We start from the raw sequence: 25,758 nt of genomic DNA, 5'->3' as shown, positions 1-25,758 counted from the left end.
TCGTCCCCGGACGGACCGGCCCCAGCGGTGCACTCACAGGCCGGTCCCGTACTGTCGTTCCATGCCACGCCGCACCGCGACGATGCTCGCCTCCACCCTGATGCTGATCACGCTGCTCTGCGTGGGAGTGCTCTACCCGGTGCCGTACTCCGAGATGACCCCGGGGCCGACGGTGAACACCCTGGGCGAGCACGGCGGTGAGCCGGTGCTGCAGATCTCCGGCCACAAGACCTACCCGACGACCGGTCACCTCAACATGACGACGGTCCGGGTCACCAGCGCCGACTACCGGATGAACATGTTCCAGGCGGTGTACGGCTGGCTGGCACACGACAACATCGTGGTGCCGCACGACACCCTCTACCCGGACGGCAAGACGGAGGAGCAGTCCTCCCAGGAGAACGCCGAGGAATTCAGCCAGTCCCAGGAGAGCGCCAAGGTCGCGGCCCTCAAGGAGCTGGACATCCCGGGCGTGAAGACGCGAGTCGTCGTCTCCACCGTCGGCAAGGACCGGCCCGCGGAAGGCAAGCTGCACGCCGGCGATGTCATCAAGGCGGTCGACGGCGTCGAGGTGAAGGAATTCGCCGACGTGTCGAAGCTGGTCACCAAGCACAAGGCCGGCGAGGACGTCGTCTTCACGATCGTCCCGGCCAAGGAGGCCGCCGCGGCCGAGAAGAACCGCGAGGAGCCCGCCGGGACCGAGGACGTCACCATCACCACCGAGAAGGCGGGCAGGAACCCGCAGACCGGGAAGATGGAGGACTACCCGGTCGTCGGCATCACCGCCGGCCTCGACCACACGTTCCCGTTCAACATCGACATCAAGCTCGCCGACGTCGGCGGCCCCAGCGCGGGCCTGATGTTCGCCCTCGGCATCGTCGACAAGCTGACCCCTGACGACCTCACCGGCGGCAAGTTCGTCGCCGGCACCGGCACCATCGACGACGCCGGCAAGGTCGGCCCGATCGGCGGCATCGAGATGAAGACGGTCGGTGCCCGCGAGAAGGGCGCCGAGTACTTCCTGACGCCCGAGGACAACTGCGCGAGCGCCGCCAAGGACGTCCCCGACGGCCTCACGCTGGTCAAGGTCAAGACGATCGACGACGCGGTGAAGTCCCTCGACGCCATCAGCAAGGGCAAGACCGCGGACCTGCCGCAGTGCAAGGTCAAGTAGTCACGGCGAAGTGAGGCTTACGTTGCCGGGTACTCCGGCAACGTAAGCCGGGCGGCTACTCCGCGAACGTCGCCGTCAGTGCCTCGGCGAGGCCCGGCACCAGGTCGGACCCGGTGAGCACCTCGGTCGGCGAGTCCTTCTCGCGCAGCCGCAGCGCCGACTCGCGCGTCCCGTCCCGCAGCACCGCGACCGTCATCCGGACCTCCTGGCGGTCCCTGTGCCCGGCCACCCACTTCGCGAGCTGAGCCTCGCTCAGACCGTCCGGAACCGAGGCCTCCGCTGACGGCGGCAGCATCAGACGCTCCACGGTGAGCGCGCAGCCGGCCACTGCGTCGGGCCAGGCGATGGTGCCGAGGAATTCGTCGAGCGGGCTGCCGGCCGGCAGCTCGTCCTGCTCGATGGGCGTCAGGTTGGTGGCGGACTCCTCGCCTGTCAGGCCGAGTTTGTCGGCGAGGCCCGGCTCCTGGGAGCGGAGCTTCGCGGTGTCGACGAGGGCGAAGAGACGGGCGGGCTGGTCCCAGCCGAGACCGGCGACGTACTCGTCAATTTCGATCACGGCACGGGTGAGGGGGCTGGCGGCCATCGGAGGGCCGGAGGGGGCATGGTTGGGCATGGCCAATATCCTGCCTGGTTCAGACCCGGAAACGGGAACTGAGTAAAGCTTCAGTAAGTTGCATGAGTGGGCTCTACGATCGCGGAGCCTGATACATCAACAGCGAACTTCGAGGTGCGCACCTTGGCTTTCCAGATGCCGGACCGCGGCTCAGGCCCGTCGGGGCCACGGATCAGAGTGGGCCGACCGTCCCGGCGTGTCCGCACCCTGCTCATGACGTTGGGTGTCCTGGCCGTACTGGCCATGCTCTTCGTCATGTTCGCGGGGTTCTGGACGGACTGGCTCTGGTACCGGTCGGTCAAGTACTCCTCCGTCTTCACCACGACCCTGAGCACCAAGGTCGGCCTGTTCTTCGTCTTCGGCCTCCTCATGGCGGCCGCCGTCGGCTTCAACATCTGGCTGGCGCACCGGTTGCGCCCGCTGCCGGGTGCGATGTCGAACGAACAGCAGAGTCTCGACCGTTACCGCCTGGGCATCGCGCCCTACAAGAAGTGGATCCTCGTCGCGATCGCGGCCCTGGTCGGGCTGATCGCGGGCGCCTCGGCCGCGGGACAGTGGCGTACGTGGCTGCTGTGGGTCAACGGCGTGCCGTTCAACCAGAAGGACCCGCAGTTCGGCCTGGACGTGTCGTTCTACGCGTTCGACCTGCCCTGGTACCGCTTCCTGCTCGGCTTCGGCTTCGCGGCCTCGGTGCTCGCGCTGATCGCCGCCGCGCTGACGCACTACCTGTACGGCGGGCTGCGGATCACGCAGGGCGCGCGCGCCACGTCCGCGGCCACCGGTCATCTGTCGGTGCTGCTCGGCGTGTTCGTCTCGCTGAAGGCGATCGCGTACTGGCTGGACCGGTACGGCCTCGCGGTGAAGTCCAGTGACTTCAAGGCGACGGGCAACTGGACGGGCCTCAGGTACGTCGACGCCAACGCCTATCTGCCGGCGAAGACCATCCTGTTCTGCATCGCCGCGATCTGTGCCGTGCTGTTCTTCGCGACGCTGTGGCGGCGCACCTGGCAGCTGCCGGTCATCGGCTTCGGCCTGATGGTGCTCTCGGCGATCCTGATCGGCGGCCTCTACCCGGCCATCGTGCAGAAGTTCCAGGTCGAGCCGAACGAGCAGGCCAAGGAAGCGCCGTACATCAAGCAGAACATCGAGGCGACCCGCAAGGCGTACGGCATCGACGGCGCCAAGGTGCAGGACTACTCGGGCAAGGGCAAGACGAGCTCCGACGAGGCGGCCAAGGAGCAGCAGCGCAAGACCGCCGACGGCCAGGCCAGCTACCGCGTCATCGACCCGAACGTGGTCGGGGACACCTTCGACCAGCTCCAGCGCGAGCGGAAGTACTACCAGTTCCCGACCACCCTTGACGTCGACCGCTACAAGGATGCGAACGGCAAGGAGCAGGACACCGTCATCGGCCTGCGCGAGCTGGACCTCGGCGGCATCCCGAAGCGGAACTGGATCAACGACCACTTCACGTACACCCACGGCTATGGCGCGATCACGGCCAAGGGCACGGAGACGGACCCCAACGCGGACCCGGCGGGCTCGCCGGCGTTCACGGAGTCCGGTCTGCCGACCAAGGGCATGCTGCCGAAGGACTACCAGCAGCGGATCTACTACGGCGAGAAGACCCAGCAGTACTCGATCGTCGGCGGCCCGCAGGAGGAACTCGACTACGAGTCCGACGGCGAGAAGAAGACGAGCTACAAGGGCAACAGCGGGGTCAACCTCTCCAACCCGATCAACCGGGCCGCGTACGCGGTGGCTCTCAGCGAGCCGCAGATCCTGTACTCGGGCGCCATCGGCGAGGGTTCGCGGATCCTCTACAACCGCACGCCCAAGGAGCGCGTCGAGGCGGTCGCCCCCTGGCTCACCATCGACGGCGACGCCTACCCGGCGGTCGTCGGCGGCAAGATCCAGTGGGTCGTCGACGCGTACACGACGAGCAACGGCTACCCGTACGCCTCGCGCACCACGCTCGGCGACACCACGGCCGACTCGCTGACCGCGGCCAACAACCAGCGTGCGGTGGTGGCCCAGCAGAACCAGGTCAACTACATCCGCAACTCGGTGAAGGCGACCGTCGACGCGTACGACGGCACGGTCAATCTCTACGAGTGGGACCAGAAGGACCCGGTCCTCAAGACCTGGATGAAGGCCTTCCCGGACACGGTCAAGGCCAAGAGCGAGATCCCGCAGGACCTCAAGGAGCACCTGCGCTACCCGCAGGACATGTTCAAGGTCCAGCGCGAACTGCTGACCCGCTACCACGTCGAGAGCCCCTCGCAGTTCTACAGCGGCTCGGACGTGTGGCAGGTGCCCAGCGACCCGACGAACAAGGACAAGAACGCGGTTCCGCCGTACTACTTGAGCCTGAAGATGCCGGGTCAGGACCAGCAGAAGTTCTCGCTGACGACGACGTTCACGCCCAACGGACGCCCGAACCTGGGGGCGTTCATGGCCGTCGACGCCGATGCCAACAGCGACGAGTACGGCACGATAAGAGTTCTGAACGTGAAGTCGGACGTTCCAGGGCCACAACAGGTGCAGTCCGAGCTCAACGGTGATCCGGACGTCGCCGAGTTCGTCAGAAACCTGAGAGGCACCGACTCCGACATCGTCTACGGCAATCTGCTGACGGTGCCGATGGATGACGGCTTCCTCTTTGTCGAGCCCGTCTACGTCAAGGGCGGCAACACGAACTATCCGCTGCTGAAGAAGATCGGCGTCTCGTACAACCGGAACACCGTCTTCAAGAACACCCTCACCGAGGCCTTCAACGAGGTCTTCGGGGCCCAGAGCGAGGGCGGTGAGGATCCGCCCAAGGATCCGAACCAGCCGCCGTCGACGAGCGACCCCACGGTGAAGGAGGCGCTCGCGGAAGCGGAGAAGGCGTTCGCCGACGCCGAGAAGGCCCTCAAGGCCGGCGACCTGGAGGCCTACGGCAAGGCCGTCAAGAAGGCCGAGGCGGCCGTCCAGCGGGCCGCGGAGGCGCAGGCCAAGGTCCAGGACAAGACCCAGGACAAGGCCCAGGACAAGGGCCAGGACAAGGACAACAAGGGCGACTGAGCCCGACGGAAGCGGTCCGCCCGGGAGGCCGGGCGGACCGCCCTCCGCACCGTGGTACGGTTGCAACACAACGGCGCGGGGTGGAGCAGCTCGGTAGCTCGCTGGGCTCATAACCCAGAGGTCGCAGGTTCAAATCCTGTCCCCGCTACTCAAGTACTGAGGCTCGGATCTCATTGAGATCCGGGCCTCAGTCGTGTGCCCGCAGGAGTGTGCCGCCGTGCCCGTAGACGGGTGCCGCCGCGGCCCAACTGCGCCTGTCGCCGCCCGGTTTTGCCGGTGGAATGTGCGACTACTGGGCCAGCCGTGGGGAGTTGAGAAGTCTGTGTTTGACTTATCTCTCTGTGGGCATGTCGACAAAACGCTGTAGTGACCTCACTGGCTGCGGTATACCAGGTGTACCCGGGTTGCAGGTGGTGCGACGATGGACGTTATGGGGGACAAGGCAACTCTGTTGGAGACAGGGCGACTTATGCAGTCGGCCGACCGGGGCGATCCCGGCGCGGTCGTCGAAGAGGCACGCCATCGCGTCGCCGCCGAGGCCGGCGACGTGGCGTCGATGAGCGTCCTCGGCGCCCTGCTCCTGCGCCGCGGCGATCTCGACGGCGCCGAACCTCACCTGCGCGCGGCCACCGCCGACGGCGACCGCGCGGCGGCCAACAACCTCGGAGTGCTGCTCCACCAGCGCGGATACGCCGACGAGGCGGCCGGCTGGTGGCGGGTCGCCGCCGTGGCCGGCTCCGCCGCCGCGGCGCACGCGCTCGGCCGTCACCACCGCGAGCGGGGCGACGAGCCCGCCGCCGAGTACTGGCTGCGCCAGTCCGCCGAGCAGGGCCACGTCCTCGGCGCGTACGCCCTCGCCGATCTCCTCGAGCACCGCAGTGACGTGGGCGCCGAGCGCTGGATGCGTACCGCCGCCGAGCGGGGCCACCGCGAGGCCGCATACCGCCTCGCGCGCGCCCTGGAGCGCACCGACGAAGAGAGCGCGACGGACAAGCCGGACAGCGGTCGCCGCCGCACGGACACCGAGGCGCGTGCCGCAGGCCGGTCCATCGCCTTCGGCGCGGATCTGCTGCGCTCGGCCTCCCATGTGATCGACATCGAGGATGCGGAGGCGGGCACGGAGTGCGACGGGGGTACGTCCCCGAGGAGCGCCCCGCCCGCCACCGAGGCCCCGGCGGGCGCCGAGCCGCTCCAGCTGACCGCCGCAGAAGAGGCCGAGCAGTGGTACCGCCAGGCCGCCGCGCGCGGCCATCGCAGGGCCGCCCTCCAGCTCGGGGCCATCCTCGAGCGGCGCGGCCTGCTCAAGGAGGCCGGGCGCTGGTACCTGACCTCCGCCAAGGACGGCGAGCCCCGGGCCGCCTGCGCGCTCGGCTTCCTGCTGCGTGACGCGGGCGACGAGAAGAACGCTTTGATCTGGTGGCTCAAGGCCGCCCAGGACGGCGACGGCAACGCGGCGAACGCGCTCGGCGCGCTGCACGCCGAGCGCGGCGAGACCCAGACCGCCGAGCGCTGGTACCGCGCCGCCATGGACGCGGGCGATGTGAACGGCGCGTACAACCTCGGCCTGCTCTGCGCCGAGCAGGGCCGCACCCCGCAGGCCGAGCAGTGGTACCGCCGCGCCGCTTACGCCGGACACCGCGAGGCCTCCAACGCCCTTGCCGTGCTGCTCCTGCAGGCAGGCGACACCGCGGGCGCCGAGCCCTGGTTCTCCAAGGCCGCCGAGGCGGGCAGCGTCGATGCGGCGTTCAACCTCGGCATCCTCTACGCGGGCCGCGACGACGACAGCGCCGCGCTGCGCTGGTACGAGCGCGCCGCCACCGCCGGGCACACCGAGGCCGCCCTCCAGGTCGGCATCGCCAAGGTCCGCGACGGCGACCAGCAGGGCGCCGAACGCCATCTGCGCTGCGCGGCCGGCGGCGGCAGCCCCGAGGCCGCGTACCGCCTGGGCACCCTGCTCGACGGGCGCACCCCCAGGCCGCCCACCGGCACGGTCCTCGGTGAGCCGGCAGCTGAGAAGAGCGAGTGCGAGGAGTGGTACGAGCGCGCCGCCGAGCAGGGCCACCGACGCGCCCAGGTCCGCGTCGGCACGCTCGCCGCCGGGCGCGGGGACGTGGTCGAGGCCGCCCGCTGGTACCGCGAGGCGGCCGAGGCCGGCAGCCTCGGTGGCGCCTTCAACCTCGGGCTGCTGCTTGCCCGCGAGGGCAGCGAGCCCGAGGCGCTGATGTGGTGGACCCGCGCGGCGGACGCGGGGCACGGCCGGGCCGCGCTCCGGCTCGCCCTGCTCTACGCGCGTCGTGGCGATCTTGCGGAGGGCCAGCAGTGGTGCGCCCGTGCGGTGTCCCTCGGGCCTGCCGAGGTGTCCGAGCGGGCGGGGCGGCTGAGGGATGCGCTGCAGCAGGAGCTGACCGCGTAGGAGAGCGGCTGCGAGTCCTGAGGGAGCGGCTGCGGGAACGGATTTGCCCTGGTCGGGGGCGTGACGTAGAGTTGGGTTCACCGACGCGGGGTGGAGCAGCTCGGTAGCTCGCTGGGCTCATAACCCAGAGGTCGCAGGTTCAAATCCTGTCCCCGCTACTCAAGTACTGAGGCCCGGATCTCATCGAGATCCGGGCCTCAGTCGTGTACCCGCACCTTCGGCCCGTAGGGGCGGGCCTGGCGGACCTACTTGTGCCCGACCGCCTCCGCGTACAGCGACCGGTCCACCGCCTTGTCCTCCGGCACCGGATCGCCCTTCGAGACCCCGGCCTCCTCGTACGCCGCCTGCAGCCGGTCCATCGTGCCCTTGCGGATCTCCCAGTCCATCCGCAGTGACGGCGTCGACGACAGGATCGCCTCGTCGATCTTCAGGAGCTTGGACAGCTCGGTGACGAAGGCCTTGTCCTGCTTGTAGTCACCGGCGAAGTAGGTGTTCACGGTCCGGATGTACGCACGCAGGAAGGCGACCCCCGCGTCCGGGTCCTTCTCGAGGAGCGAGGGCCCGAACAGCACGCCGCCGAGCGGTTCGCCCTGCGGCTGGCCGCCCAGGAAGGCGTACTTCTTGTCGCCGTCGACCTTGCGCCAGATCGGGTCGAGCAGCCAGGCCGAGTCGACACCGCCGTTCTGCAGGGCGGTCAGCACGTCCGCCGAGCCCAGCTGGCGGAACTCGACCTTGTCCAGGCCGCCGCCGTGCTTCTTGAGGGCCTGGCTCATCGGGTACGAGATGACCGAGCCCTTGCCGATCATCGTGCCGAGCTTGCGGCCGGCCATGTCGACGTGCGTGGCGCTCTCGCCGTCCTTGAGGCGCACCCACAGGCCGCTCTTCGAGGCCGGGTCCGCCGAGAAGTTGGCGGCCACCCACTTGATGTTGAAGCCGCCGTTGACCCCGTTCATCACGGCGGCCTCGGGGGCCGCCCACTGGGCGTCGATCTCCCCCTTGCCGAGGAGCGGCAAGGCGTCCGGGGTCGGCAGGGTCTTGATGTCGACGTCCAGGCCCTCCTTCGCGAACTCGCCCTTTGCCTTGGCCAGTTGGAGCGGGGCCACGTACTCGGCGCTCAGCGTGCCGGTGGCGATGGTGATCTTCCGCTTCTTCTTCAGGGGCTGCGGGGCGGGCGCGCCCTTGTCGCAGCGCGCGGGCTTGCGGTCCTTGGCGAGGTCCGCGGGGTCGGTCCAGCTGCCGGCGCCGCAGCCCTCGACGGTCTTGATGGCGCGGGGCTTGTGCGCGGCGGGCTTGGCGTCGTCCTCCTTGGCGCAGCCCGCCGAGGCGAGCAGGGCGCCGGCGAGGAGCGCGGCGGGCCAGGTCTTTCGGGTGAGCATCGAGCCTCCGTACGTACGAAGTTCACAAAGAGCCGAAGTGCAGAGCGGAGCTGGGGGTTCAGGACTGGCCGCGGCCCCGGTCGCGCGGGGCCCACGGCGTGAGCAACCGCCCCGCGATCCGGACCAGTTCGGAGAAGACGACGCCGAGCACGGCGACACAGACGATGCCGACGAACATCACGTCGTTCTGGAAGAGGGACCGCGACTCGAAGATCAGGACGCCGAGGCCGGTGCTCGCCGCGATCGGCTCCGAGGCGACGATGACCAGGACCGCGACCCCCGCCGCGATCCGCGCCCCGACCAGGACCGCGGGCAGCGAGGCCGGCAGCAGGACATGGCGGAACATCTGCCAGGGCGAGGCCCCGAAGACCTGCCCCGCGTCCCGGTGCCCGGCCGGGACCGCGAGGACCGCCGCCATGGTCGAGATCCAGACGAAGAAGAAGACGGTCGCCGCCACGAGGGCGATCTGCGGGCCCTCACCGAGCCCGAACATGTTGAGGAAGATCGGCAGCAGAGCCAGCTTCGGCACGACGTACAGCGCGTCGAGGAGGGGCTCCAGGGCGGCGCGTACGAGGGACAGCGACCCCATCAACAGGCCCAGGACGTAACCGGACACGGTCCCGATCGCATAGCCCGCGAGCACCCGCTTCAGCGTGGCCCACACATCCGGCCACAGGTCGCCCTCGGCCGCCCGCTCCCAGCCGTCCTCGATGATCGTCTGCGGGGCCGGATATACGCGGTCGTCGATCCAGCCCGACACGGCCGCCAACTGCCAGAGCAGGACGAGCAGCAGGGGCACGGCCACGGCGAGCGACACTTCCAGGGTGCGCCGCCTGCGGTGGGTGCGTACGGGATGGAGTTCTTGCGGTCCCGGCTTCCTGACCAGTACGTCTTCGGGTGCGGCCTTGGTGATGGCGGTGGCGGTGACCGGGGCGCCGCTCGTGTCTTTGGTCGTGTCGTTGCTCATGCCGCGGCCGCCCTGGTGCCGACCTCGCCGCGCAGCAGCTCCCACAACTCGCTCTTGAGGGAGGTGAATTCAGGTGTGTCGCGTACGTTGCCCGAGCGCGGGCGCTCGAACGGTGGGCGGCGCTCCGCGATCACCCGGCCGGGGCGGGCGGACATCACCAGGACGCGGTCGCCCAGGACCAGGGCCTCTTCGAGGCTGTGGGTGATGAAGAGGGTGGTGGTGCGGGTGGTCTGGGTGAGTTCGAGGAGCTCGTCCTGGAGGATCGTGCGCAGCTGGGCGTCGAGGGCCGCGAACGGCTCGTCCATCAGCAGGATCTCGGGCTCCACGGCGAGCGCGCGGGCGATGGCCACGCGCTGGCGCATGCCGCCGGAGAGGGCGGCGGGGTAGGCGTCCGCGAAGTCGGCGAGGCCCATGCGGGCGAGCCAGTCGGTGGCGCGGGCGTTGGCTTCTTTTCGCGCTACGCGCTGGATGTCGAGGCCGAAGCGGACGTTGGCGAGGACCGTCTTCCAGTCGTAGATGCCGTAGTCCTGGAAGATCATCGCGGCCGGGCGGGGCGACGAGGTGCGGATTTCGAGGGTGCCCCGGCTCGGGCGGAGCAGGCCGGCGGCTATCCGGAGCAGCGTGGACTTGCCGCAGCCGGAGGGGCCGACGATGCAGGTGAATTCGCCGGGGGCGATGTCCAGATCGATGGGGCCGAGGGCGTCGAGCGCCTTGCCGCCGCGGCCGAAGGTCCGGGTCAGGGCGGTGGCGCGGAGTTTGGGGGGTGGGGTCGGGTGCGGATCTCCCACTGCGGGCTCCTGCGGAGTTGCGTGCGGTTGTTTCAGGCCGCGGGCGGGCCGCCGTCGACCATATGACGGTCCGTCAGATTCTGGAAGACCCTGGGTGCGGGCGACGCGTGGTGCATGCACGCGAAAGCCCCCGGACACCTGTCGGTGCCGGGGGCTTCGGAAGCGTAAGGGGGAGTGGAGAGGTCAGGCCGCCGCGCAGTTGGGGCAGACGCCGCGGTACGTCACCTCGACGTTCGACACCGTGAAGCCGAAGCGCTCGGAGTCCGGGAGGTCCGCCAGGGGGTTGCCCGCCGGGTGGACGTCGCGGATCGCGCCGCACTGGGCGCAGACCAGGTGCTGGTGCGGCCGGTGTGCGTTCGGGTCGTATCGCTTGGCTCGGCGGTCCGTGGAGACCTCGAGCACCTCGCCGAGGGTGACCAGCTCGCCCAGGGTGTTGTAGACCGTCGCCCGGGAGATCTCGGGCAGCTTGGACACCGCGAGGGAGTGCACCTCGTCGGCCGTCAGATGGACGTGGTCCCCGTCGAGGACCTCCGCGACGACGCGTCGCTGGGCGGTCATACGCCAGCCGTGTCCGCGCAGTCGTTCCAGAAGGTCGCTCATGAGGGTCAGCCTAACAAGTCAAGGGACCTAAGTCCCGAACGAGTGTGAGTCTGGATGCTTACTTGACTTAGACATTGTCCAGTGTAGGGTCGGAACCGGCATTAGCCAAGGGACAGGACTTGCAGTAGATGACGCAGGAGGCGCACGTGACGCAGGGACCGCTGACCACTGAGGCCGGGGCTCCGGTCGCCGACAACCAGAACAGCGAGACGGCCGGCGTCGGCGGTCCGGTTCTGGTCCAGGACCAGCTGCTCCTCGAGAAGCTGGCCCACTTCAACCGCGAGCGCATCCCGGAGCGCATCGTGCACGCCCGTGGCGCCGGTGCGTACGGCACCTTCACGCTGACCCGCGACGTCTCGCAGTGGACGCGCGCCAAGTTCCTCTCCGAGGTCGGCAAGCAGACCGAGACGTTCCTGCGGTTCTCCACCGTGGCCGGCAACCTCGGTGCGGCCGACGCGGTGCGCGACCCGCGCGGCTGGGCGCTGAAGTTCTACACCGAAGAGGGCAACTACGACCTCGTCGGCAACAACACCCCGGTGTTCTTCATCAAGGACGCCATCAAGTTCCCCGACTTCATCCACACCCAGAAGCGCGACCCGTACACCGGCTCGCAGGAGGCGGACAACGTCTGGGACTTCTGGGGTCTGTCGCCCGAGGCCACCCACCAGGTGACGTGGCTCTTCGGTGACCGTGGCATCCCGGCCTCGTACCGGAACATGAACGGCTACGGCTCGCACACGTTCCAGTGGAACAACGAGGCCGGCGAGGTCTTCTGGGTCAAGTACCACTTCAAGACCGACCAGGGCATCAAGAACCTGACCTCGGACGAGGCCGCGAAGCTCGCCGGTGAGGACCCCGACTCGCACCAGCGCGACCTGCGCGAGTCCATCGAGCGCGGTGACTTCCCGACCTGGACCGTGCAGGTGCAGATCATGCCGGCGGCCGAGGCGGCCGAGTACCGCTTCAACCCGTTCGACCTCACCAAGGTGTGGCCGCACGAGGACTACCCGCCGATCGAGATCGGCAAGCTGGAGCTCAACCGCAACCCGGAGAACATCTTCGCCGAGGTCGAGCAGTCCATCTTCAGCCCCGCGCACTTCGTGCCGGGCATCGGTCCGTCCCCGGACAAGATGCTGCAGGGCCGTCTCTTCGCGTACGGCGACGCGCACCGCTACCGCGTCGGCATCAACGCCGACCACCTGCCGGTGAACCGCCCGCACGCCACCGAGGCGCGCACCAACTCCCGTGACGGCTACCTGTACGACGGCCGCCACAAGGGCGCGAAGAACTACGAGCCGAACTCCTTCGGCGGCCCGTTCCAGACGGACAAGCCGCTGTGGGTGTCCAGCGCCGTCACCGGCGGCACGGGCAACCACGCCGCCCCCTCGCACTCCGAGGACAGCGACTTCGTGCAGGCGGGCGACCTCTACCGCCTGATGTCCGCGGACGAGCAGGGCCGGCTGATCGACAACCTGGCCGGCTTCATCGCCAAGGTCTCCCGTGACGACATCGCCGAGCGCGCCGTCGACAACTTCCGCAAGGCGGACGGGGACTTCGGCAAGCGCCTCGAAGAGGCGGTCAAGGCCCTGCGAGGCTGATCTCGCGAACTGCTGAGCGGCGCCCGTGCGGATTCGATCCGTACGGGCGCCGTCGTGTTCAGCTCGCCAGGGTCGTCGCGTGCTTCCGGCTCGGAGCCCAGCAGCGGATGATGTCGCGGACCGACACGATGCCGACCGGTTCGTGGTCGTCGAGCACGATCAGATGCCGGAAACCGCCGTGCGCCATGGCCTCGGCGGCGTCCTCCAGGGTCCACGCCGGGGCGGCGAAGACGACGTCGGTCGTGGTGTGGGTGCCGGCGGTCTCCTGGTCCGGGTCCTGGCCCGCGCCGAGGGAGTTGAGGATGTCGCGCTCGGTGAGGATGCCGATTCCGCCCGCGTCGGTGTCGAAGACGACCGCGGCGCCGACCCGGCGTGCGGACATCAGCCGGGCGGACTGGCGAAGAGTGTGGTCGGGGCCGATGGTCAGGACCATGGTGCTCATGGCGTCGCGGACGAGCATGGGCTGGAGCCACCTCCTAGGTGAGTCCCTTCCCTTCAAGAGAAGGAATTCACAAGTTCACAAGTGGGGGGACTCTCAGAGTGGCAGGTCAACAGAACGTCAACAAGAGGTAGTGCGAAGCCCATTGGGGGGCGCGCAATGTTCGTACGAACTCTTCAGTACCTCTGGTTGAGATAGCCGAGCAGCTCGTCGTGGAGCAGGCCGTTGGACGCCGCCGCGTTGCCGCTGTGCGGGCCCGGTGTGCCGTCGAGGCCGGTGAAGCTGCCGCCCGCCTCGGTCACGATGATCGCGTTGGCCGCCATGTCCCAGAGCGACAGCTCGGGTTCCGCGCAGATGTCGATCGAGCCCTCGGCGACCATCATGTACGGCCAGAAGTCGCCGTAGCCGCGGGTACGCCAGCACGCGCGCGTGAGGTCCAGGAAGCCGTCGAGCCGGCTCTGCGCCTCCCAGCCGCTGAGCGAGGAGTACGCGAACGACGCGTCCGGAATCCGCGACACCTCGGACACCTTCAGCCGGGTCGCCGAGGTGAGGCTGCGTCCGGTGTACGCGCCCGCGCCCTTGGCGGCCCACCAGCGGCGGCCGAGCGCCGGGGCCGAGACCACGCCGACGACGGGCTGGTAGCCGCCCTCGCCCGCCTCCATGAGGGAGATGAGCGTCGCCCAGACCGGGACGCCGCGCACGTAGTTCTTGGTGCCGTCGATCGGGTCGATCACCCAGCGGCGGGGGCCCGTGCCCTCGATGCCGTACTCCTCGCCGAGGATCGCGTCCCGGGGCCTGGCGCGCTGCAGCTGGCCGCGGATCAGTTCCTCGGCTCCCTTGTCGGCCTCGCTGACCGGCGTCATGTCCGGCTTGGTCTCGACCTTGAGGTCGAGAGCCTTGAACCGGTCCATCGTCGCGCGGTCGGCGGCGTCCGCCAGGACGTGGGCCAGGCGCAGATCATCGTGGTAGTCGGACATGGGCGAACAGTATCGAAAGAAGTACAGCGGCCCGAAGGGCCCCGTTGCGGGGTGGTGGCCGGGAGACGGGAGGGCACGGCCCACGGGGACCGCACGGCCCTGGTAGGTGCCGACTGACACATGGCTCAGGCAGGGCTATTGACAGTGCGCACGGGCAAGTCAACGCTGCTAGCCAAGCACCGGAGCGTACGGCTCCTGATCGTGCAGCTCCTGATCTTGACGCAGCCGGTCCGGTCGGCCTGGGAGGCGAAGATGCCTGCAGCGCGAGAGTCCCTGCTGGACGCGGCCTACACGGCGCTGGAGCGACGGCCCTGGTCCGCGGTGCGGATGGTCGATGTCGCCGCCGTCGCGGGGGTCTCCCGGCAGACCCTCTACAACGAGTTCGGCAGCAAGGAGGGTCTCGCCCGTGCCCTGGTGCGCCGCGAGGCCGACGGCTATCTGGCCGGGGTCGACCGCGCCCTGATGGAGGGCGGGCTGCCGGCCGCCGCGGAGTGGACCGTGTCGACGGCGCGCGGCAATGTGCTGGTCCGGGCCGTGCTCACCGGGTGCTGGAGCGAGCGGCTGCCCTCGCCGACCCTGTCCGCCGTGCCCTCGGTCTCCGCGGTGCCGGCCCAGCGGCGCGCGGACGGGCCGTTACCGGCGCCGGGTGAACTGGTCGCACTGGTCCGGGACCGTGCGGTCTCGGTCCTCGCGCCGCCGGGCACGGGCAAACCGGAGGCGGCGGACCTGGCGCGCGAGTGCGAGGTGGCGGTGCGGCTCGCCCTGTCGTGCGTGGTGGCGGGACCGGGGGAAGGGGGAGCGGGGCGGCTGGTGCGGGAGGTGGTGAGGGTCCGGTAGGGCCACTCGGAACCGGCCGCGGGGCCCACCCGGAATCGGCCGCCGGGTCCGGTAGGCCCGCCCGGAACCGGCCGCGGGGAAATCCGTCAGTGCGCCGCGGGGAAATCGGTCAGTGTGAGGAGCCGGACAGCTGCAGCCCGATCACGCCGATGAGCACGAACGAGATCGACACGATCTTGAGCGTGGAGACCAGGTCGCCCAGGAAGACCATGCCGTAGATCGCGGTGCCCGCCGCGCCGATGCCCGTCCACACCGCGTACGCCGGACCGACGTCGAGCTTCTTCAGGGCCAGGGTCAGCAGGCCGAAGCTGCCGAGTGCGAACACCGCGAAGGCGATGGTCGGCAGGATCCGGGTGAAGCCGTGCGACAGCTTGAGGCACACGGCGAACCCGGTTTCGAGGATTCCGGCGACTACGACCAGCAGCCACGCCATGGGTTTTGCCTCCCGCGTCCGGTGACCACATTCAGTGACCGCTTCGTCTGCCTTGACTCGGCTTTTGCGATTATGCACTTACCGCTGCCGGGCCGCCGCAAACAACGCCGGGTCAGTCGCCGTCGCGTCGCTCCCGGGTGGCGAGCAGCCGGCGCAGCGAGTAGAGCCGGGCCGGGTCGGCGTGCCCCTCCTCCACCCAGGCGTCCAGCGCGCAGTCCTTCTCGTCGTGGCTGCACGCCCGCGGGCAGTTGGCCGTGCCCGGCACCAGGTCGGGGAAGGCGTTGATGACCCGCGAGGGGTCGACGTGGTGCAGGCCGAAGGACCGTACGCCCGGGGTGTCGATCACCCATCCTTCGGCGTCCGTCAGGGGGAGCGCGAGGGCCGAGGTGGTGGTGTGCCGGCCGCGTCCGGTGACCGCGTTGACATGGCCGGTGCTGCGTCGCCTGTCTTCCGGCACGAGCGCGTTGACCAGGGTCGTCTTGCCGACGCCCGAGTGGCCGACGAAGGCGGTGACATGGCCGTCGAGCAGTTCCCGTACGCGGTCCGCCGCATGCCCGTTCACGAACTCGTCCCGGCTGGTGACGACGTACGGGAAATCGAGTGCGCCGTACGCCTCCAGAAGCTTGTCGGGCGGCGCGAGGTCGGACTTCGTCAGGACGAGGAGGGGCTTGAGGCCCGCGTCGTACGCCGCGACCAGACAGCGGTCGATCAGGCGCGGCCGGGGCTCCGGGTCGGCGAGGGCGGTGACGATGGCGAGCTGGTCGGCGTTGGCCACGACCACCCGCTCGTACGGATCGTCGTCGTCGGCCGTGCGGCGCAGGACCGAGGTCCGCTCCGCGATGCGGACGATCCGCGCGAGGGTGTCCTTCTTGCCGGAGAGGTCGCCGACGAGCCACACCTGGTCGCCCACCACCGCGGCCTTGCGGCCCAGTTCGCGGGCCTTCATCGCCAGCACGACCCGGTCCTCGACCAGGCAGGTCAGCCGGCCCCGGTCGACGGTCAGGACCATGCCCTCGGCCGCGTCCTCGTGCTTGGGGCGGATGTTGGTACGCGGCCGGTTGCCCTTGCGGTTGGGGCGGACCCGGATGTCGTCCTCGTCGGGGTTCTTGCCGTAGCGGCGCATGTCGCTCGGCCCTATACCTGAGGGGCCTTGAGCATTCCGGTCCACATGTCCGGGAAGTCGGGCAGTGTCTTGGCCGTCGTCGCCACGTTCTCCACCTCCACGCCCTCGACCGCGAGGCCGAGGATCGCGCCGGAGGTCGCCATGCGGTGGTCGTCGTACGTGTGGAAGATCCCGCCGTGCAGGCGGCGCGGGCGGATGTGCAGGCCGTCGGCGGTCTCGGTGACGTCGCCGCCGAGCTCGTTGATCTCCTTGGTGAGCGCGGCCAGCCGGTCCGTCTCGTGCAGGCGCAGGTGGGCGACGCCGCGCAGGGTCGAGGGGGAGTCGGCGAGGGCCGCGACCGCCGCGATGTTCGGGGTGAGCTCGCCGACCTCGCCGAGGTCCACGTCGATGCCGTGGATCGTGCCGGAACCGGTGAACTTCAGCCCCTGGTCGGTGAGTTCGCAGGAGCCGCCCATCTCCGTGAAGATGTCGCGCAGCTTGTCGCCGGGCTGGGTGGTGCGCAGCGGCCAGTCGGGGATGGTGACCGTGCCGCCGGCGACCAGGGCCGCGGCCAGGAACGGCTGGGCGTTGGACAGGTCCGGCTCGATGGTGAGGTCGCTGCCGAGCAGGGCGCCGGGGGTGACCCGCCAGACGTTCGGCTCGCCGCCGGTCTCGGGCTCGTCGACCTGGGCGCCGGCCGTGCGGAGCATGTCGACCGTCATCCGGATGTGCGCCATGGAGGGCAGGTTGCTGCCGGTGTGGCGGACCTCGACGCCCTGGTTGAAGCGCGGCCCGGAAAGCAGCAGCGCGCTCACGAACTGGGACGAGGACGAGGCGTCGATCTCCACCACGCCGCCGTCGAGCGCCCCGGCGCCGTGCACGGTCATCGGGAGCGAGCCGGGAGCCCCATGAGAGGTGTCGTCGATGCGGGCGCCGAGCGCGCGCAGGGCGTCGATCACGCCGTGCAGCGGACGCTCGTACGACCTCGGGTCACCGTCGAACCGCACCGGGCCGTCAGCGAGCGTGGCAACGGGCGGCAGGAAGCGCATGACCGTGCCCGCGTTGCCGACGTCCACCGTGGCCGGGCCGTGCAGCCCCGAAGGGATCACCCGCCACGCCTCACCGGTGCCGTCGGGGCCCACGCCCTCCTCGATGCCCACGCCGAGGGAGCGCAGCGCGGCGGCCATCAGCAAGGTGTCCCGCGAGCGCAGCGGCCGGCGCAGCCAGCCGGGCTCGGCGGCGAGCGCGGCGAGGACCAGCGCTCGGTTGGTGACCGATTTGGATCCGGGCACATGAACCGTCGCGTCGACGGTTCCGCTCGCGGTCGGGGCGGGCCAGAGGGCGGTGTGCGCAGGATTTTCGGTCATGACCCCCACTTTAGTGGCTCAAGCGGGCCACAGATCTTGATCAAAAGTGGCGAAACCATGGCGAAACACGACCGTATGGCCGACGGACCCGCTGGTACCTCCGTACGTCCGTACGTCGGTGGGCCGGCCTACAGGCCGAGCAGCCAGCGCCCGCCGCCGATCAGCGCGGACAGCGAGACGGCATGGAAGAGGAAGAGCCAGAGCCCGGCGGGGACGTGGGTGAGCCGGGCGAGCTGGTCCGCGTCGGAATCCGGCGCACCGCCGCGGCTGCGCTTCGACTGCAGCTCGAAGGCGGGACGTACGCCGCCGAGCAGCAGGAACCACACGACGACGTACGCGAACGCCGCCTGCACCTGGGGCTCCGCCAGCCAGGAGACCAGCAGGAAGGCGCCGCCGGTGACGACCACGGTCACCGCCCCGTACGCGTTGCGGATCATCACGAGCAGCGCGATCAGCAGGGCCGTGGCCAGCCAGAGCAGCAGCGTGATGTGGTTCGCGGCGAGCAGCCAGGCGCCGCCGAGGCCGAGCAGCGGGGGAGCGGTGTAGCCGGCGGCCGCGGTCAGGATCATGCCGAGCCCGGTCGGCTTGCCCCGGCTCACGGTCAGCCCGCTGGTGTCGGAGTGCAGCCGGATCCCGTCCAGCTTGCGGCCGCTGACCAGGGCGATCAGGCCGTGGCCGCCCTCGTGGGCGATGGTGATCGCGTTCCGGGACACCCGCCAGACGGCGTGCGGCAGGATCGCGGCCAGGGCGACGGCCGCGGTGGCTATGACCAGGTAACGGTCGGGGTCGGGCTGGGTGCCGAAGACGCGGTCCCAGAGGTCGGCCGCGGAGTTGGCCGCGAGGCTTTGCACTGCTGCGAGGCTTTGCATCTTTGGGCTGGGCTCCCTCTGGGCTGGGCCGGTCTGGCAGTGTGGCACGTATGTGCGGACGGTATGCATCCAGTCGTAGGCCCGAGGATCTCGCAGGAATCTTTGAGATCGAGAAGTGGGAGCCGGAGGAGGCGCTCGAGCCTGACTTCAACGTGGCTCCGACCAAAGAGGTCTACGCGGTTCTGGACCGCCCTGTGAAAGACGCGGAGTCCCCGGATCCGGTTCGCCAGCTGCGCAAGCTCAAGTGGGGGCTCGTGCCGTCCTGGGCGAAGTCGCCCGAGGGCGGGGCGCGGATGATCAATGCCCGGGCGGAGACGGTGCACGAGAAGCCCTCGTTCCGGAAGGCGTTCACCTCGCGGCGCTGCATCATTCCTGCGGACGGCTATTACGAGTGGGTCACCGCGGTGGACGAGCGTGCTCTCGAGGTCGAGGGCAAGAAGAAGCGGCCCCGTAAACAGCCCTACTTCGTCACTCCGGCGGACGGGTCGGTGTTCGCCATGGCGGGGCTCTATGAATTCTGGCGGGACCGTACGTTGCCCGATGAGCATCCGCTCGCGTGGTGGGTGACGTGTTCGGTCATCACTACTGAGGCGGAGACGGGGCCTCTGGGGGTGGCTCCGGCTGAGGGGCCCCAGTCCCTGGCGGACATCCATCCCCGGATGCCTTTGATGCTCACGCCGGACAAGTGGTCTTCGTGGCTGGACCCCTCGCGGTCCTCGGCCGAGGAACTGCGGGGTTTGCTGGTCCCGCCGCCCGAGGGGTTGATGCGGGCCTATCCGGTGTCGACCGCGGTCAGCAATGTGCGCAATAACGGGCCTGAGCTGCTGAAGGAGCTGGAGGGGCCGGAGGAGGGCACGCTTTTTTAGTCCCCACCCCGCCCCTTCCCGAAATCCTGCGGAGCTGTGTCCTCAAGCGCCGGGCGGGCTGATGAATCAGCCCGCCCGGCGCTTGAGGACATCTTTGAAGCCGGCGGCAGCCTTACGGGAAGGGGCGGGGTGGGGGAGAAAGAATGCGGTCATGACCACGACCGAAACTGTCGCGACCGACGCCGGCGACGCCCGCATCACCTGGCACCCGGCCAAGAAGGCCGACCTGATCCTCGCCGTGAGCCACGGCGCAGGCGGTGGCATCGAGGCCCGCGATCTGCAGGCCCTGGCCCAGGAACTGCCGGGGCACCAAGTCACCGTCGCCCTGATCGAGCAGCCCTGGCGCGTGGCGGGCAAGAAGGTGGCCCCCGCGCCGAAGACCCTCGACGTCGGATGGCGCGGCATCTGGCCCGCCCTGGCCAAGAAGAAGCTCCCCGTGATCGCCGGAGGCAGAAGCGCCGGCGCCCGCGTCGCCTGCCGGACGGCAACAGAGCTGGGAGCCCACGCCGTACTCGCCCTCAGCTTCCCCCTCCACCCCCCGGGCAAGCCCGAGAAGTCCCGTGCCGACGAACTCCTGGGCGCAGGCGTGCCCACCCTCGTCGTGCAGGGCGGGAACGACCCCTTCGGGAAGCCCGCGGAATTCCCGAAGGGAACGTACGAGCTGACGGAGATCCCCTACGGCGACCACGGCTTCGCCGTCCCCAAGCGCGCCGAGATCGGGCAGGACGAGGCAGTGGCGCTCATCACGCAGGAAGTCGCCGCCTGGATCAAGCGGCTGCGGTAGCGACGGGAATGTTGAGCCGGTGACCTCTGTTGTGGCGGATGTCGATACGTAAGCGCTTGAAGAGGGAGTCCGCCGCATGGGTTCGACCATCTGCCCGAGCCGCAGCAGCGCAGCAGACCTGGAGAGGTCGATGCTGGCCGCGGCCAAGAACGCCCCGTTCCGGGCGGCGGGCGGACCGGATCGGCAGGTCGTGACGGCCGGTCGACTATTCTCCGAGACGAGCGCGGCCGGTCTCGGCCCCGCCACGTCGCTGGAGGAGGTGGGTCCGGTCACTGGGACCGACGACGGCCGCAAGGAAGAGACGGCTGCCGAGCGCAACGCACGCTTCGAGCGTGACGCGCTCGAGTTCCTCGACCAGATGTATTCGGCCGCACTGCGCATGACGCGCAATCCGGCCGACGCAGAGGATCTGGTGCAGGAGACGTACGCGAAGGCGTATGCGTCCTTCCACCAGTTCCGCGAGGGCACCAACCTCAAGGCGTGGCTCTACCGCATTCTGACGAACACCTTCATCAACTCGTACCGCAAGAAGCAGCGCGAACCCCAGCGCAGTGCGGCCGAGGAGATCGAGGACTGGCAGCTGGCGCGCGCCGAGTCGCACATGTCGACCGGTCTGCGCTCTGCCGAGTCGCAGGCGCTCGACCACCTGCCGGACTCCGATGTGAAGTCGGCGCTGCAGGCGATCCCCGAAGAGTTCCGCATCGCCGTCTATCTCGCGGACGTAGAGGGCTTTGCGTACAAGGAGATCGCGGACATCATGGGAACACCCATCGGCACGGTCATGTCCCGGCTGCACCGGGGCCGCCGTCAACTGCGCGGCATGCTCGAGGACTACGCGCGTGAGCGCGGCCTCGTCCCTGCCGGCGCCGCGTCGGAGTCATCGAACGAAGCGAAAGGCTCGGGCTCATGAGCTGCGGAGAGCCGCACGAGACGGATTGCTCTGAAGTCCTGGACCATCTCTATGAGTTCCTTGACCACGAGATGCCCGACAGTGACTGCACCAAATTCGAGACGCACTTCGAGGAGTGCTCGCCGTGTCTCGAGAAGTACGGCCTCGAGCAGGCCGTGAAGAAGCTGGTGAAGCGCTGCTGCGGTCAGGACGACGTGCCGACCGACCTGCGGGCCAAGGTCATGGGCCGGATCGATGTGATCCGGTCCGGCGGGGCCGTGCCCGAACAGGACGTGACGGCTTCGGACGTCACCGACTCGGCAAATCCCGCCATCTAGCACAGAGTTGGCAGGCTGCGGCCGGTAATCGCGCAAGCTGCAGCCTGCTGTCACTCGAAGGTGCGAATACGCGGCCGTAGAAGCCGTTGAATCATGCGATCGCATCATTCGCCCCACGAACCCGCTCTATTCTCCTGAAGCTTGAGGCTTGAACGCCGAAGGTTCCGGACTGGTTGCCGGTTCATGGGGAGGAGAGCGCCATGCGGTCGGTTCCTCCATGGGCCCGCGCCTATATCGCCTGTGTCGCGCTCGGGGCCATCGGCTGTGTGGCACCCGCTCTGACGTTACGTACCGACTGGGGCGCCGTCGCGCTCCTCGCCTTGCTGTACGCGGGGTGCGAGCAGCTCACCCGGTGCCGCTTCGTCGGCGCCCGCGCGCCCCGGGGGATGGCCGCCTTCTTTCCCGTGCTGCTCGCCGGGGTCTTCCTGCTGCCGCCCGCCGCCGCGGCGCTCGTCGCCGTGCCGGAAGCCCTCCTCGCCCGGGTCGAACAGCGGCCCTCGGGGCCGCGCCGGATCTGGCGGGCGGGCCAGCTCGCGGTCGCCTGCTGGGTGGGGGCCACGGTCCATGTCGGCCTCGGCGGACGGGAGTTGCTCGGCATCGGCGGCCCGGCCGCGCCGGACTTTCCCGCGGTGCTCGCGCCCGCCGGGGCGGCCGCCCTGGTGTTCTGCGTCGTCATCGCCGTGCTCGACGGCGGCATCCTGCTCACCGCCGAACGCCTTCCGGTGCGCACCGCCTGGCGCGGGCTCTTCGTGCGTTCGCTCGCGCCGACCTGGGTGCACGGCCTCGCGGGGCTGATGATGGCGGTGCTGTGGCGCAGCCCGTACGGGCCCCTGTCCGCGCTGCTCGTGCTCCTCCCGATGTACATCTCCTGCTGGGTGTTCGCCCAGTACCACCGCGAGCGCGCCGCCCACCAGGCCACCATCCGGGCCCTCGTCCAGGCCGTCGACATCAAGGACGGCTACACGCGCGGGCACAGCGAACGCGTCGGCAAGGCATCCGTGCTCATCGCCCATGAGCTGGGCATGGCGGACGAGCGGGTGGAGGTCCTTCGCTTCGCGGGCATCCTGCACGACGTCGGCAAACTCGGCGTCCCCACAAGGCTGTTGAGGAAGGACGGGCCGCTCACCCCGGAGGAGCGCCGCATCATCGAGCTGCACCCGGAGTACGGGCACGAGATGGTGCGCGGCATCGGATTCCTGGGCGAGGCCCGCGCCGCGATCCTGCACCACCACGAGCGGCTCGACGGCAGCGGCTATCCGTACGGCCTGACCGGCCGCCAAATCCCGGAATTCGCCCGGGTGGTGGCCGTCGCCGACGCCTTCGACGCGATGACCTCGACCCGTTCCTACCGGCGGGCCCGGCCGATCGCCGACGCGCTGGCCGAGCTCAAGCGGTGCGCGGGGCGGCAGTTCGACCCGCAGATGGTGCGGGCCCTCGCCCGGGCCCTGGACCGGCACGGCTGGCACCCCTCGGTGACCGCCGACGAACCCGAGGTCCCGGCGCCGAGAGGAAACGTACCGCCACCTGGCTCGTCCGACCCCAGGGGCGCCGCGTCCGCCCCCCGGGCCTTCCCCGAGCAGCCCGCAGGCACCGCGGACGACCCGTCGACCGCATTAGCGAACGCCGCCCGCAGCGACGCCCCGATCGGGGACGCCGCCCGGTGAGGCCGACCCTCCTAGGGCGTGTCCGCAAAGTCCCGTCTATGGCGCGACGCCTGGCACGCACTCTCGCCGCACCGGGCAAAGGCCCAAGTACGTCCGGTCCATCGACGGAGCCCTTCGCCCGGCACGCCGAGAGCACGCACCAGACGCCGCTCCGTCCGCCCTTCGGGCGGACGACGGGACTTTGCGGACACGCCCTGGTGGTGTACACGGCCGCGGCCGCGCTCACCGCCCTCGCCCTCGGCCACACCCTCTGGTTCGGCCTCAGCGACCGCTCCATCGCCCTCGCCTTCGGCGCCCTCATCACCGTCGGCGAGCTCACCCGCTGGGGCGGCTCCGGCAGCGAGGAACGGGAGCCCGCACCCCTCGGCGCCGCCGGCGCCCTCGCGTACGCCCTGCTCGGGGAGAACGCGGGGCACGCCACCTACCACGGCGTCCTCGAGGTCGTCGCCGTGGTGGCCGCCGCCTCGCTGGCCGGGTCCGTGCCGCACGTCGCGCTCGGGCGGGGGCCGAGCCTCGACCAGATGGCGCGGCGGGTGCTGACCGTCGCCTTCGCGGCGGTGTGCTTCCAACCCCTGTACAACTCCGGCAAGTTGGCCCAGTGGGTCGGCCACGGCCCCTACTACGCGCTCTGGCTCGTCGCCCTGCTCATGCTCACCGCGCTCTGCGACGCCGTGCTCGCCGCCGCCATGGTGCGCGCCCGCAACCGCTGGCCGCTCGGGCCGCTCCTGCGCGACCAGCTGCGCGCGATGCTCGGCATCGGCTCGGCGGTCGGGGCCACCGGTGCGGTCATGGCGCTCGCCGTCGCGGTCGCGGGGCTGTGGGCGCTGCCCGTGTTCAGCCTGCCGCTGCTCCTCACCCAGCTCGCCTTCCGCCGGTACGCGGCCGTACGCACCACCTACCGCCAGACCATCACCTCGCTCGCCCGGGCCACCGAGATCGCCGGCTACACCCCACCGGGCCACGCCCGCCGCGTCGCCTCGCTCAGCCGCGCCGTCGGACGCGAGCTGGGCCTCGCCGAAACGGAGCTGGATGTCTTGGAGTACGCGGCACTTATGCACGACATCGGCCAGCTCTCCCTGCTCGACCCCGTCCCGGCCGGCGCCACCGCCGCCCTGCCGCCCGCCGAGCAGCGCCGGATAGCCCTGCTCGGCGGGGCCGTGGTGCGCCAGACCGGGGTTCCGGCCGATGTCGCGGTGGTCGTCGAGCGCCAGGCGGATCCGTACCGTGACCAGCCCCTCACCGCCCGGATTGTGCGTACCGCCAACGCATACGACGAGATGGCCCGGGGAGAAGGCCCTGGCGGGCCGCTCACCGCTCTGGAGCGGCTGCGCCTGGGCACCGGGCACGACTATCAGCCCGAGGTCGTGGAATCCCTGGCGAGAGTCCTTGCCAGGGGTGGTCTCACCACGGTGTGAACGTGCTGCACAAGGGCATGGGACCGTTGGCCCCCAAGGGCTGCACGGCCCTTGTCTGACCCGGTCCCGGCCTGGGTAACCCATGGGTAATGAGCGGGCGTCCGATCCGGCATGGTTGGATGCGAAGAGGCAGGCTGTCCGGGGGCACAGGCCCGGCACAGCCACTGAATCCGGCACACCTGGCAGGCGGGAATCGTGAGGATCTTCGGCAAGGGACGGCACCGGCCCTCCGCCTCCTGGCGGCAGGCGACCGACCGCGCCTTCACGCTGATCGGCGACGGCCGGTACGAGGACGCGGGCGCACTTCTCACGCGCGCGGCGGACCTCGAACCCTGGCTGTCCGAGTCCTGGTTCAACCTCGCACTGCTCCACAAGTTCCGGCACGACTGGGAGCAGGCGCGCGCCGCCGGCCTCAGGGCCGTCGCGCTGCTCGACCGCGAGACCGGCGCCCCCGACTGGTGGAACGTCGGCATCGCGGCCACCGCCCTGCAGGACTGGCCGCTCGCACGGCGGGCCTGGCAGGCGTACGGACTGAAGGTTCCCGGCGGTGCCGTGGCCGCGGGCGAACCTCTCGGCATGGAGCTGGGCAGCGCCGCCGTCCGGCTCTCGCCCGAGGGCGAGGCCGAGGTGGTGTGGGGCCGCAGGCTCGACCCCGCCCGCGTCGAAGTGCTCTCCATCCCGCTGCCGTCCTCCGGGCGCCGCTGGGGCGAGGTCGTGCTGCACGACGGCGTCCCGCACGGCGAGCGGACCACCGCCGCCGGACAGTCGTACCCCGTCTTCGACGAGATCGAGCTCTGGGCGCCGTCCCCGGTCCCGACCTGGGTGGTCCTCCTGGAGGCCGCCACCGAGGCCGACCGGGACGCCCTGGAGCGCCTCGCCGCCGAGGCGGGCTTCGCGGCCGAGGACTGGTCGTCGTCCGTACGGCTCCTGTGCCGGATGTGCTCCGAGTCCCGGATGCCCTCCGACGAGGGCGACGGCGAGCACCTGGACCCGCACGACCACAGCGAACCCGGCCACCCCGGCCCCCTCGGCCACCGCACCGCCGGCGCCCTGTGGGTGCCCGAGCGCGAGTGCGGCATCGCCGCCCCCGCCGGCCTCGTACGCGGGCTGCTCGACGGCTGGGTGGCGGACAGCCCGGACTCCCGTGACTGGCGGGATCTCGAGGAAGTCTGCTGAGACCCCG

The 25,758-nt window shown here is 70.1% G+C and carries 23 protein-coding genes and 2 tRNA genes; 14 read left to right on the top strand and 11 right to left on the bottom strand.

The window, feature by feature from the left end:
• Positions 1–61: 61 nt before the first annotated feature.
• Positions 62–1,174, top strand: a complete 1,113-nt coding sequence (locus OG430_RS18070) for a YlbL family protein (RefSeq protein ID WP_327353554.1) — start codon at positions 62–64, stop codon at positions 1,172–1,174.
• Positions 1,175–1,229: 55 nt separating this feature from the next.
• Here the strand turns inward: OG430_RS18070 and OG430_RS18065 are convergent, their stop codons facing one another.
• Positions 1,230–1,787: a PPA1309 family protein gene (locus OG430_RS18065; RefSeq protein WP_327353553.1), complete on the bottom strand. Its 558-nt coding sequence runs from the start codon at positions 1,785–1,787 to the stop codon at positions 1,230–1,232.
• A 135-nt stretch (positions 1,788–1,922) separates the two neighbouring features.
• Between OG430_RS18065 and OG430_RS18060 the strand changes: the two genes are divergently transcribed.
• The 4 genes from OG430_RS18060 (at position 1,923) to OG430_RS18045 (ending at position 7,424) form a co-directional block, all read left to right on the top strand.
• Positions 1,923–4,853, top strand: coding sequence for a UPF0182 family membrane protein (locus OG430_RS18060; protein WP_327359136.1), 2,931 nt, complete (start codon positions 1,923–1,925; stop codon positions 4,851–4,853).
• A 74-nt stretch (positions 4,854–4,927) separates the two neighbouring features.
• Positions 4,928–5,001: transfer RNA gene (locus OG430_RS18055), tRNA-Met, on the top strand.
• Positions 5,002–5,274: 273 nt separating this feature from the next.
• Complete coding sequence (locus OG430_RS18050) at positions 5,275–7,266, top strand: tetratricopeptide repeat protein (RefSeq protein ID WP_327353552.1); 1,992 nt, start codon at positions 5,275–5,277, stop codon at positions 7,264–7,266.
• Between the two features lie 84 nt (positions 7,267–7,350).
• Positions 7,351–7,424: transfer RNA gene (locus OG430_RS18045), tRNA-Met, on the top strand.
• Between the two features lie 87 nt (positions 7,425–7,511).
• On the opposite strand, the gene OG430_RS18040 is transcribed toward OG430_RS18045, so the two are convergent.
• The 4 genes from OG430_RS18040 to OG430_RS18025 form a co-directional block, all read right to left on the bottom strand.
• Complete coding sequence (locus OG430_RS18040) at positions 7,512–8,642, bottom strand: ABC transporter substrate-binding protein (RefSeq protein WP_327353551.1); 1,131 nt, start codon at positions 8,640–8,642, stop codon at positions 7,512–7,514.
• A gap of 58 nt (positions 8,643–8,700) precedes the next feature.
• Positions 8,701–9,555 (bottom strand): ABC transporter permease, encoded by an 855-nt coding sequence (locus OG430_RS18035; RefSeq protein ID WP_442816719.1) that lies wholly within the window; start codon positions 9,553–9,555, stop codon positions 8,701–8,703.
• Positions 9,556–9,605: 50 nt separating this feature from the next.
• Positions 9,606–10,397 (bottom strand): ABC transporter ATP-binding protein, encoded by a 792-nt coding sequence (locus OG430_RS18030; RefSeq protein WP_327353549.1) that lies wholly within the window; start codon positions 10,395–10,397, stop codon positions 9,606–9,608.
• A gap of 183 nt (positions 10,398–10,580) precedes the next feature.
• Positions 10,581–10,997, bottom strand: coding sequence for a Fur family transcriptional regulator (locus tag OG430_RS18025; protein WP_327353548.1), 417 nt, complete (start codon positions 10,995–10,997; stop codon positions 10,581–10,583).
• Positions 10,998–11,125: 128 nt separating this feature from the next.
• Here OG430_RS18025 and OG430_RS18020 point away from each other — a divergent pair, with 128 nt between their 5' ends.
• Entirely contained in the window at positions 11,126–12,595 is a 1,470-nt protein-coding gene (locus tag OG430_RS18020; RefSeq protein ID WP_327353547.1) for a catalase, read from the top strand.
• A gap of 58 nt (positions 12,596–12,653) precedes the next feature.
• Here OG430_RS18020 and OG430_RS18015 read toward each other — a convergent pair whose 3' ends face one another.
• Positions 12,654–13,055, bottom strand: coding sequence for a CBS domain-containing protein (locus OG430_RS18015; protein WP_327353546.1), 402 nt, complete (start codon positions 13,053–13,055; stop codon positions 12,654–12,656).
• Positions 13,056–13,210: 155 nt separating this feature from the next.
• A complete protein-coding gene (hisN, locus tag OG430_RS18010; protein ID WP_327353545.1) occupies positions 13,211–14,011 on the bottom strand; it encodes a histidinol-phosphatase in 801 nt (266 codons plus the stop codon).
• Between the two features lie 252 nt (positions 14,012–14,263).
• Between hisN and OG430_RS18005 the strand changes: the two genes are divergently transcribed.
• The gene (locus OG430_RS18005) at positions 14,264–14,848 is read left to right on the top strand and encodes a TetR/AcrR family transcriptional regulator (RefSeq protein WP_327353544.1); all 585 of its coding nucleotides are present in this window, start codon (positions 14,264–14,266) and stop codon (positions 14,846–14,848) included.
• 109 nt (positions 14,849–14,957) lie between these two features.
• Here OG430_RS18005 and OG430_RS18000 read toward each other — a convergent pair whose 3' ends face one another.
• The 4 genes from OG430_RS18000 to OG430_RS17985 form a co-directional block, all read right to left on the bottom strand.
• The gene (locus OG430_RS18000; RefSeq protein WP_327353543.1) at positions 14,958–15,281 is read right to left on the bottom strand and encodes a DMT family transporter; all 324 of its coding nucleotides are present in this window, start codon (positions 15,279–15,281) and stop codon (positions 14,958–14,960) included.
• Positions 15,282–15,393: 112 nt separating this feature from the next.
• Positions 15,394–16,404 carry a ribosome small subunit-dependent GTPase A gene (gene rsgA, locus OG430_RS17995; protein ID WP_327353542.1) on the bottom strand — a complete coding sequence of 337 codons (1,011 nt, stop codon included), beginning with the start codon at positions 16,402–16,404 and terminating at the stop codon, positions 15,394–15,396.
• Positions 16,405–16,415: 11 nt separating this feature from the next.
• A complete protein-coding gene (gene aroA, locus OG430_RS17990; protein ID WP_327353541.1) occupies positions 16,416–17,750 on the bottom strand; it encodes a 3-phosphoshikimate 1-carboxyvinyltransferase in 1,335 nt (444 codons plus the stop codon).
• 128 nt (positions 17,751–17,878) lie between these two features.
• Positions 17,879–18,619, bottom strand: a complete 741-nt coding sequence (locus OG430_RS17985) for a M50 family metallopeptidase (protein ID WP_327353540.1) — start codon at positions 18,617–18,619, stop codon at positions 17,879–17,881.
• A gap of 50 nt (positions 18,620–18,669) precedes the next feature.
• Between OG430_RS17985 and OG430_RS17980 the strand changes: the two genes are divergently transcribed.
• The 7 genes from OG430_RS17980 to OG430_RS17950 all read left to right on the top strand — a co-directional run bounded on the left by OG430_RS17980 (position 18,670) and on the right by OG430_RS17950 (position 25,751).
• On the top strand, positions 18,670–19,485 hold the full coding sequence (locus OG430_RS17980; protein ID WP_327353539.1) for an SOS response-associated peptidase: 816 nt from the start codon (positions 18,670–18,672) through the stop codon (positions 19,483–19,485).
• Positions 19,486–19,636: 151 nt separating this feature from the next.
• Entirely contained in the window at positions 19,637–20,269 is a 633-nt protein-coding gene (locus OG430_RS17975) for an alpha/beta hydrolase family protein (RefSeq protein ID WP_327353538.1), read from the top strand.
• A gap of 259 nt (positions 20,270–20,528) precedes the next feature.
• On the top strand, positions 20,529–21,179 hold the full coding sequence (locus OG430_RS17970) for a sigma-70 family RNA polymerase sigma factor (RefSeq protein ID WP_442816718.1): 651 nt from the start codon (positions 20,529–20,531) through the stop codon (positions 21,177–21,179).
• The gene (gene rsrA, locus OG430_RS17965; RefSeq protein WP_327353536.1) at positions 21,176–21,496 is read left to right on the top strand and encodes a mycothiol system anti-sigma-R factor; all 321 of its coding nucleotides are present in this window, start codon (positions 21,176–21,178) and stop codon (positions 21,494–21,496) included. The genes OG430_RS17970 and rsrA overlap by 4 nt, the downstream gene beginning before the upstream one ends.
• Before the next feature lie 200 nt (positions 21,497–21,696).
• On the top strand, positions 21,697–23,160 hold the full coding sequence (locus OG430_RS17960) for an HD-GYP domain-containing protein (RefSeq protein ID WP_327353535.1): 1,464 nt from the start codon (positions 21,697–21,699) through the stop codon (positions 23,158–23,160).
• Positions 23,161–23,198: 38 nt separating this feature from the next.
• Complete coding sequence (locus OG430_RS17955; RefSeq protein ID WP_327353534.1) at positions 23,199–24,575, top strand: HD-GYP domain-containing protein; 1,377 nt, start codon at positions 23,199–23,201, stop codon at positions 24,573–24,575.
• 195 nt (positions 24,576–24,770) lie between these two features.
• Positions 24,771–25,751, top strand: a complete 981-nt coding sequence (locus OG430_RS17950; protein WP_327353533.1) for a tetratricopeptide repeat protein — start codon at positions 24,771–24,773, stop codon at positions 25,749–25,751.
• Positions 25,752–25,758: the final 7 nt, after the last annotated feature.

It is taken from the genome of Streptomyces sp. NBC_01304, assembly GCF_035975855.1.
Lineage (GTDB): Bacteria > Actinomycetota > Actinomycetes > Streptomycetales > Streptomycetaceae > Streptomyces.
Note: the sequence above shows the minus strand (reverse complement) of the source record. Positions and strands in the feature narration are given on the sequence as shown.

What these genes read in the sequence shown, in the direction of transcription:
- OG430_RS18070 (WP_327353554.1), top strand. Translation starts at nt 62, where the DNA reads ATGCCACGCCGCACCGCGACGATGCTCGCCTCCACCCTGATGCTGATC.
- OG430_RS18065 (WP_327353553.1), bottom strand. Translation starts at nt 1,787, where the DNA reads ATGCCCAACCATGCCCCCTCCGGCCCTCCGATGGCCGCCAGCCCCCTC.
- OG430_RS18060 (WP_327359136.1), top strand. Translation starts at nt 1,923, where the DNA reads ATGCCGGACCGCGGCTCAGGCCCGTCGGGGCCACGGATCAGAGTGGGC.
- OG430_RS18050 (WP_327353552.1), top strand. Translation starts at nt 5,275, where the DNA reads ATGGACGTTATGGGGGACAAGGCAACTCTGTTGGAGACAGGGCGACTT.
- OG430_RS18040 (WP_327353551.1), bottom strand. Translation starts at nt 8,642, where the DNA reads ATGCTCACCCGAAAGACCTGGCCCGCCGCGCTCCTCGCCGGCGCCCTG.
- OG430_RS18025 (WP_327353548.1), bottom strand. Translation starts at nt 10,997, where the DNA reads ATGAGCGACCTTCTGGAACGACTGCGCGGACACGGCTGGCGTATGACC.
- OG430_RS18020 (WP_327353547.1), top strand. Translation starts at nt 11,126, where the DNA reads ATGACGCAGGAGGCGCACGTGACGCAGGGACCGCTGACCACTGAGGCC.
- OG430_RS18015 (WP_327353546.1), bottom strand. Translation starts at nt 13,055, where the DNA reads ATGCTCGTCCGCGACGCCATGAGCACCATGGTCCTGACCATCGGCCCC.
- hisN (WP_327353545.1), bottom strand. Translation starts at nt 14,011, where the DNA reads ATGTCCGACTACCACGATGATCTGCGCCTGGCCCACGTCCTGGCGGAC.
- OG430_RS18005 (WP_327353544.1), top strand. Translation starts at nt 14,264, where the DNA reads ATGCCTGCAGCGCGAGAGTCCCTGCTGGACGCGGCCTACACGGCGCTG.
- OG430_RS18000 (WP_327353543.1), bottom strand. Translation starts at nt 15,281, where the DNA reads ATGGCGTGGCTGCTGGTCGTAGTCGCCGGAATCCTCGAAACCGGGTTC.
- rsgA (WP_327353542.1), bottom strand. Translation starts at nt 16,404, where the DNA reads ATGCGCCGCTACGGCAAGAACCCCGACGAGGACGACATCCGGGTCCGC.
- aroA (WP_327353541.1), bottom strand. Translation starts at nt 17,750, where the DNA reads ATGACCGAAAATCCTGCGCACACCGCCCTCTGGCCCGCCCCGACCGCG.
- OG430_RS17985 (WP_327353540.1), bottom strand. Translation starts at nt 18,619, where the DNA reads ATGCAAAGCCTCGCAGCAGTGCAAAGCCTCGCGGCCAACTCCGCGGCC.
- OG430_RS17980 (WP_327353539.1), top strand. Translation starts at nt 18,670, where the DNA reads ATGTGCGGACGGTATGCATCCAGTCGTAGGCCCGAGGATCTCGCAGGA.
- OG430_RS17975 (WP_327353538.1), top strand. Translation starts at nt 19,637, where the DNA reads ATGACCACGACCGAAACTGTCGCGACCGACGCCGGCGACGCCCGCATC.
- rsrA (WP_327353536.1), top strand. Translation starts at nt 21,176, where the DNA reads ATGAGCTGCGGAGAGCCGCACGAGACGGATTGCTCTGAAGTCCTGGAC.
- OG430_RS17960 (WP_327353535.1), top strand. Translation starts at nt 21,697, where the DNA reads ATGCGGTCGGTTCCTCCATGGGCCCGCGCCTATATCGCCTGTGTCGCG.
- OG430_RS17955 (WP_327353534.1), top strand. Translation starts at nt 23,199, where the DNA reads ATGGCGCGACGCCTGGCACGCACTCTCGCCGCACCGGGCAAAGGCCCA.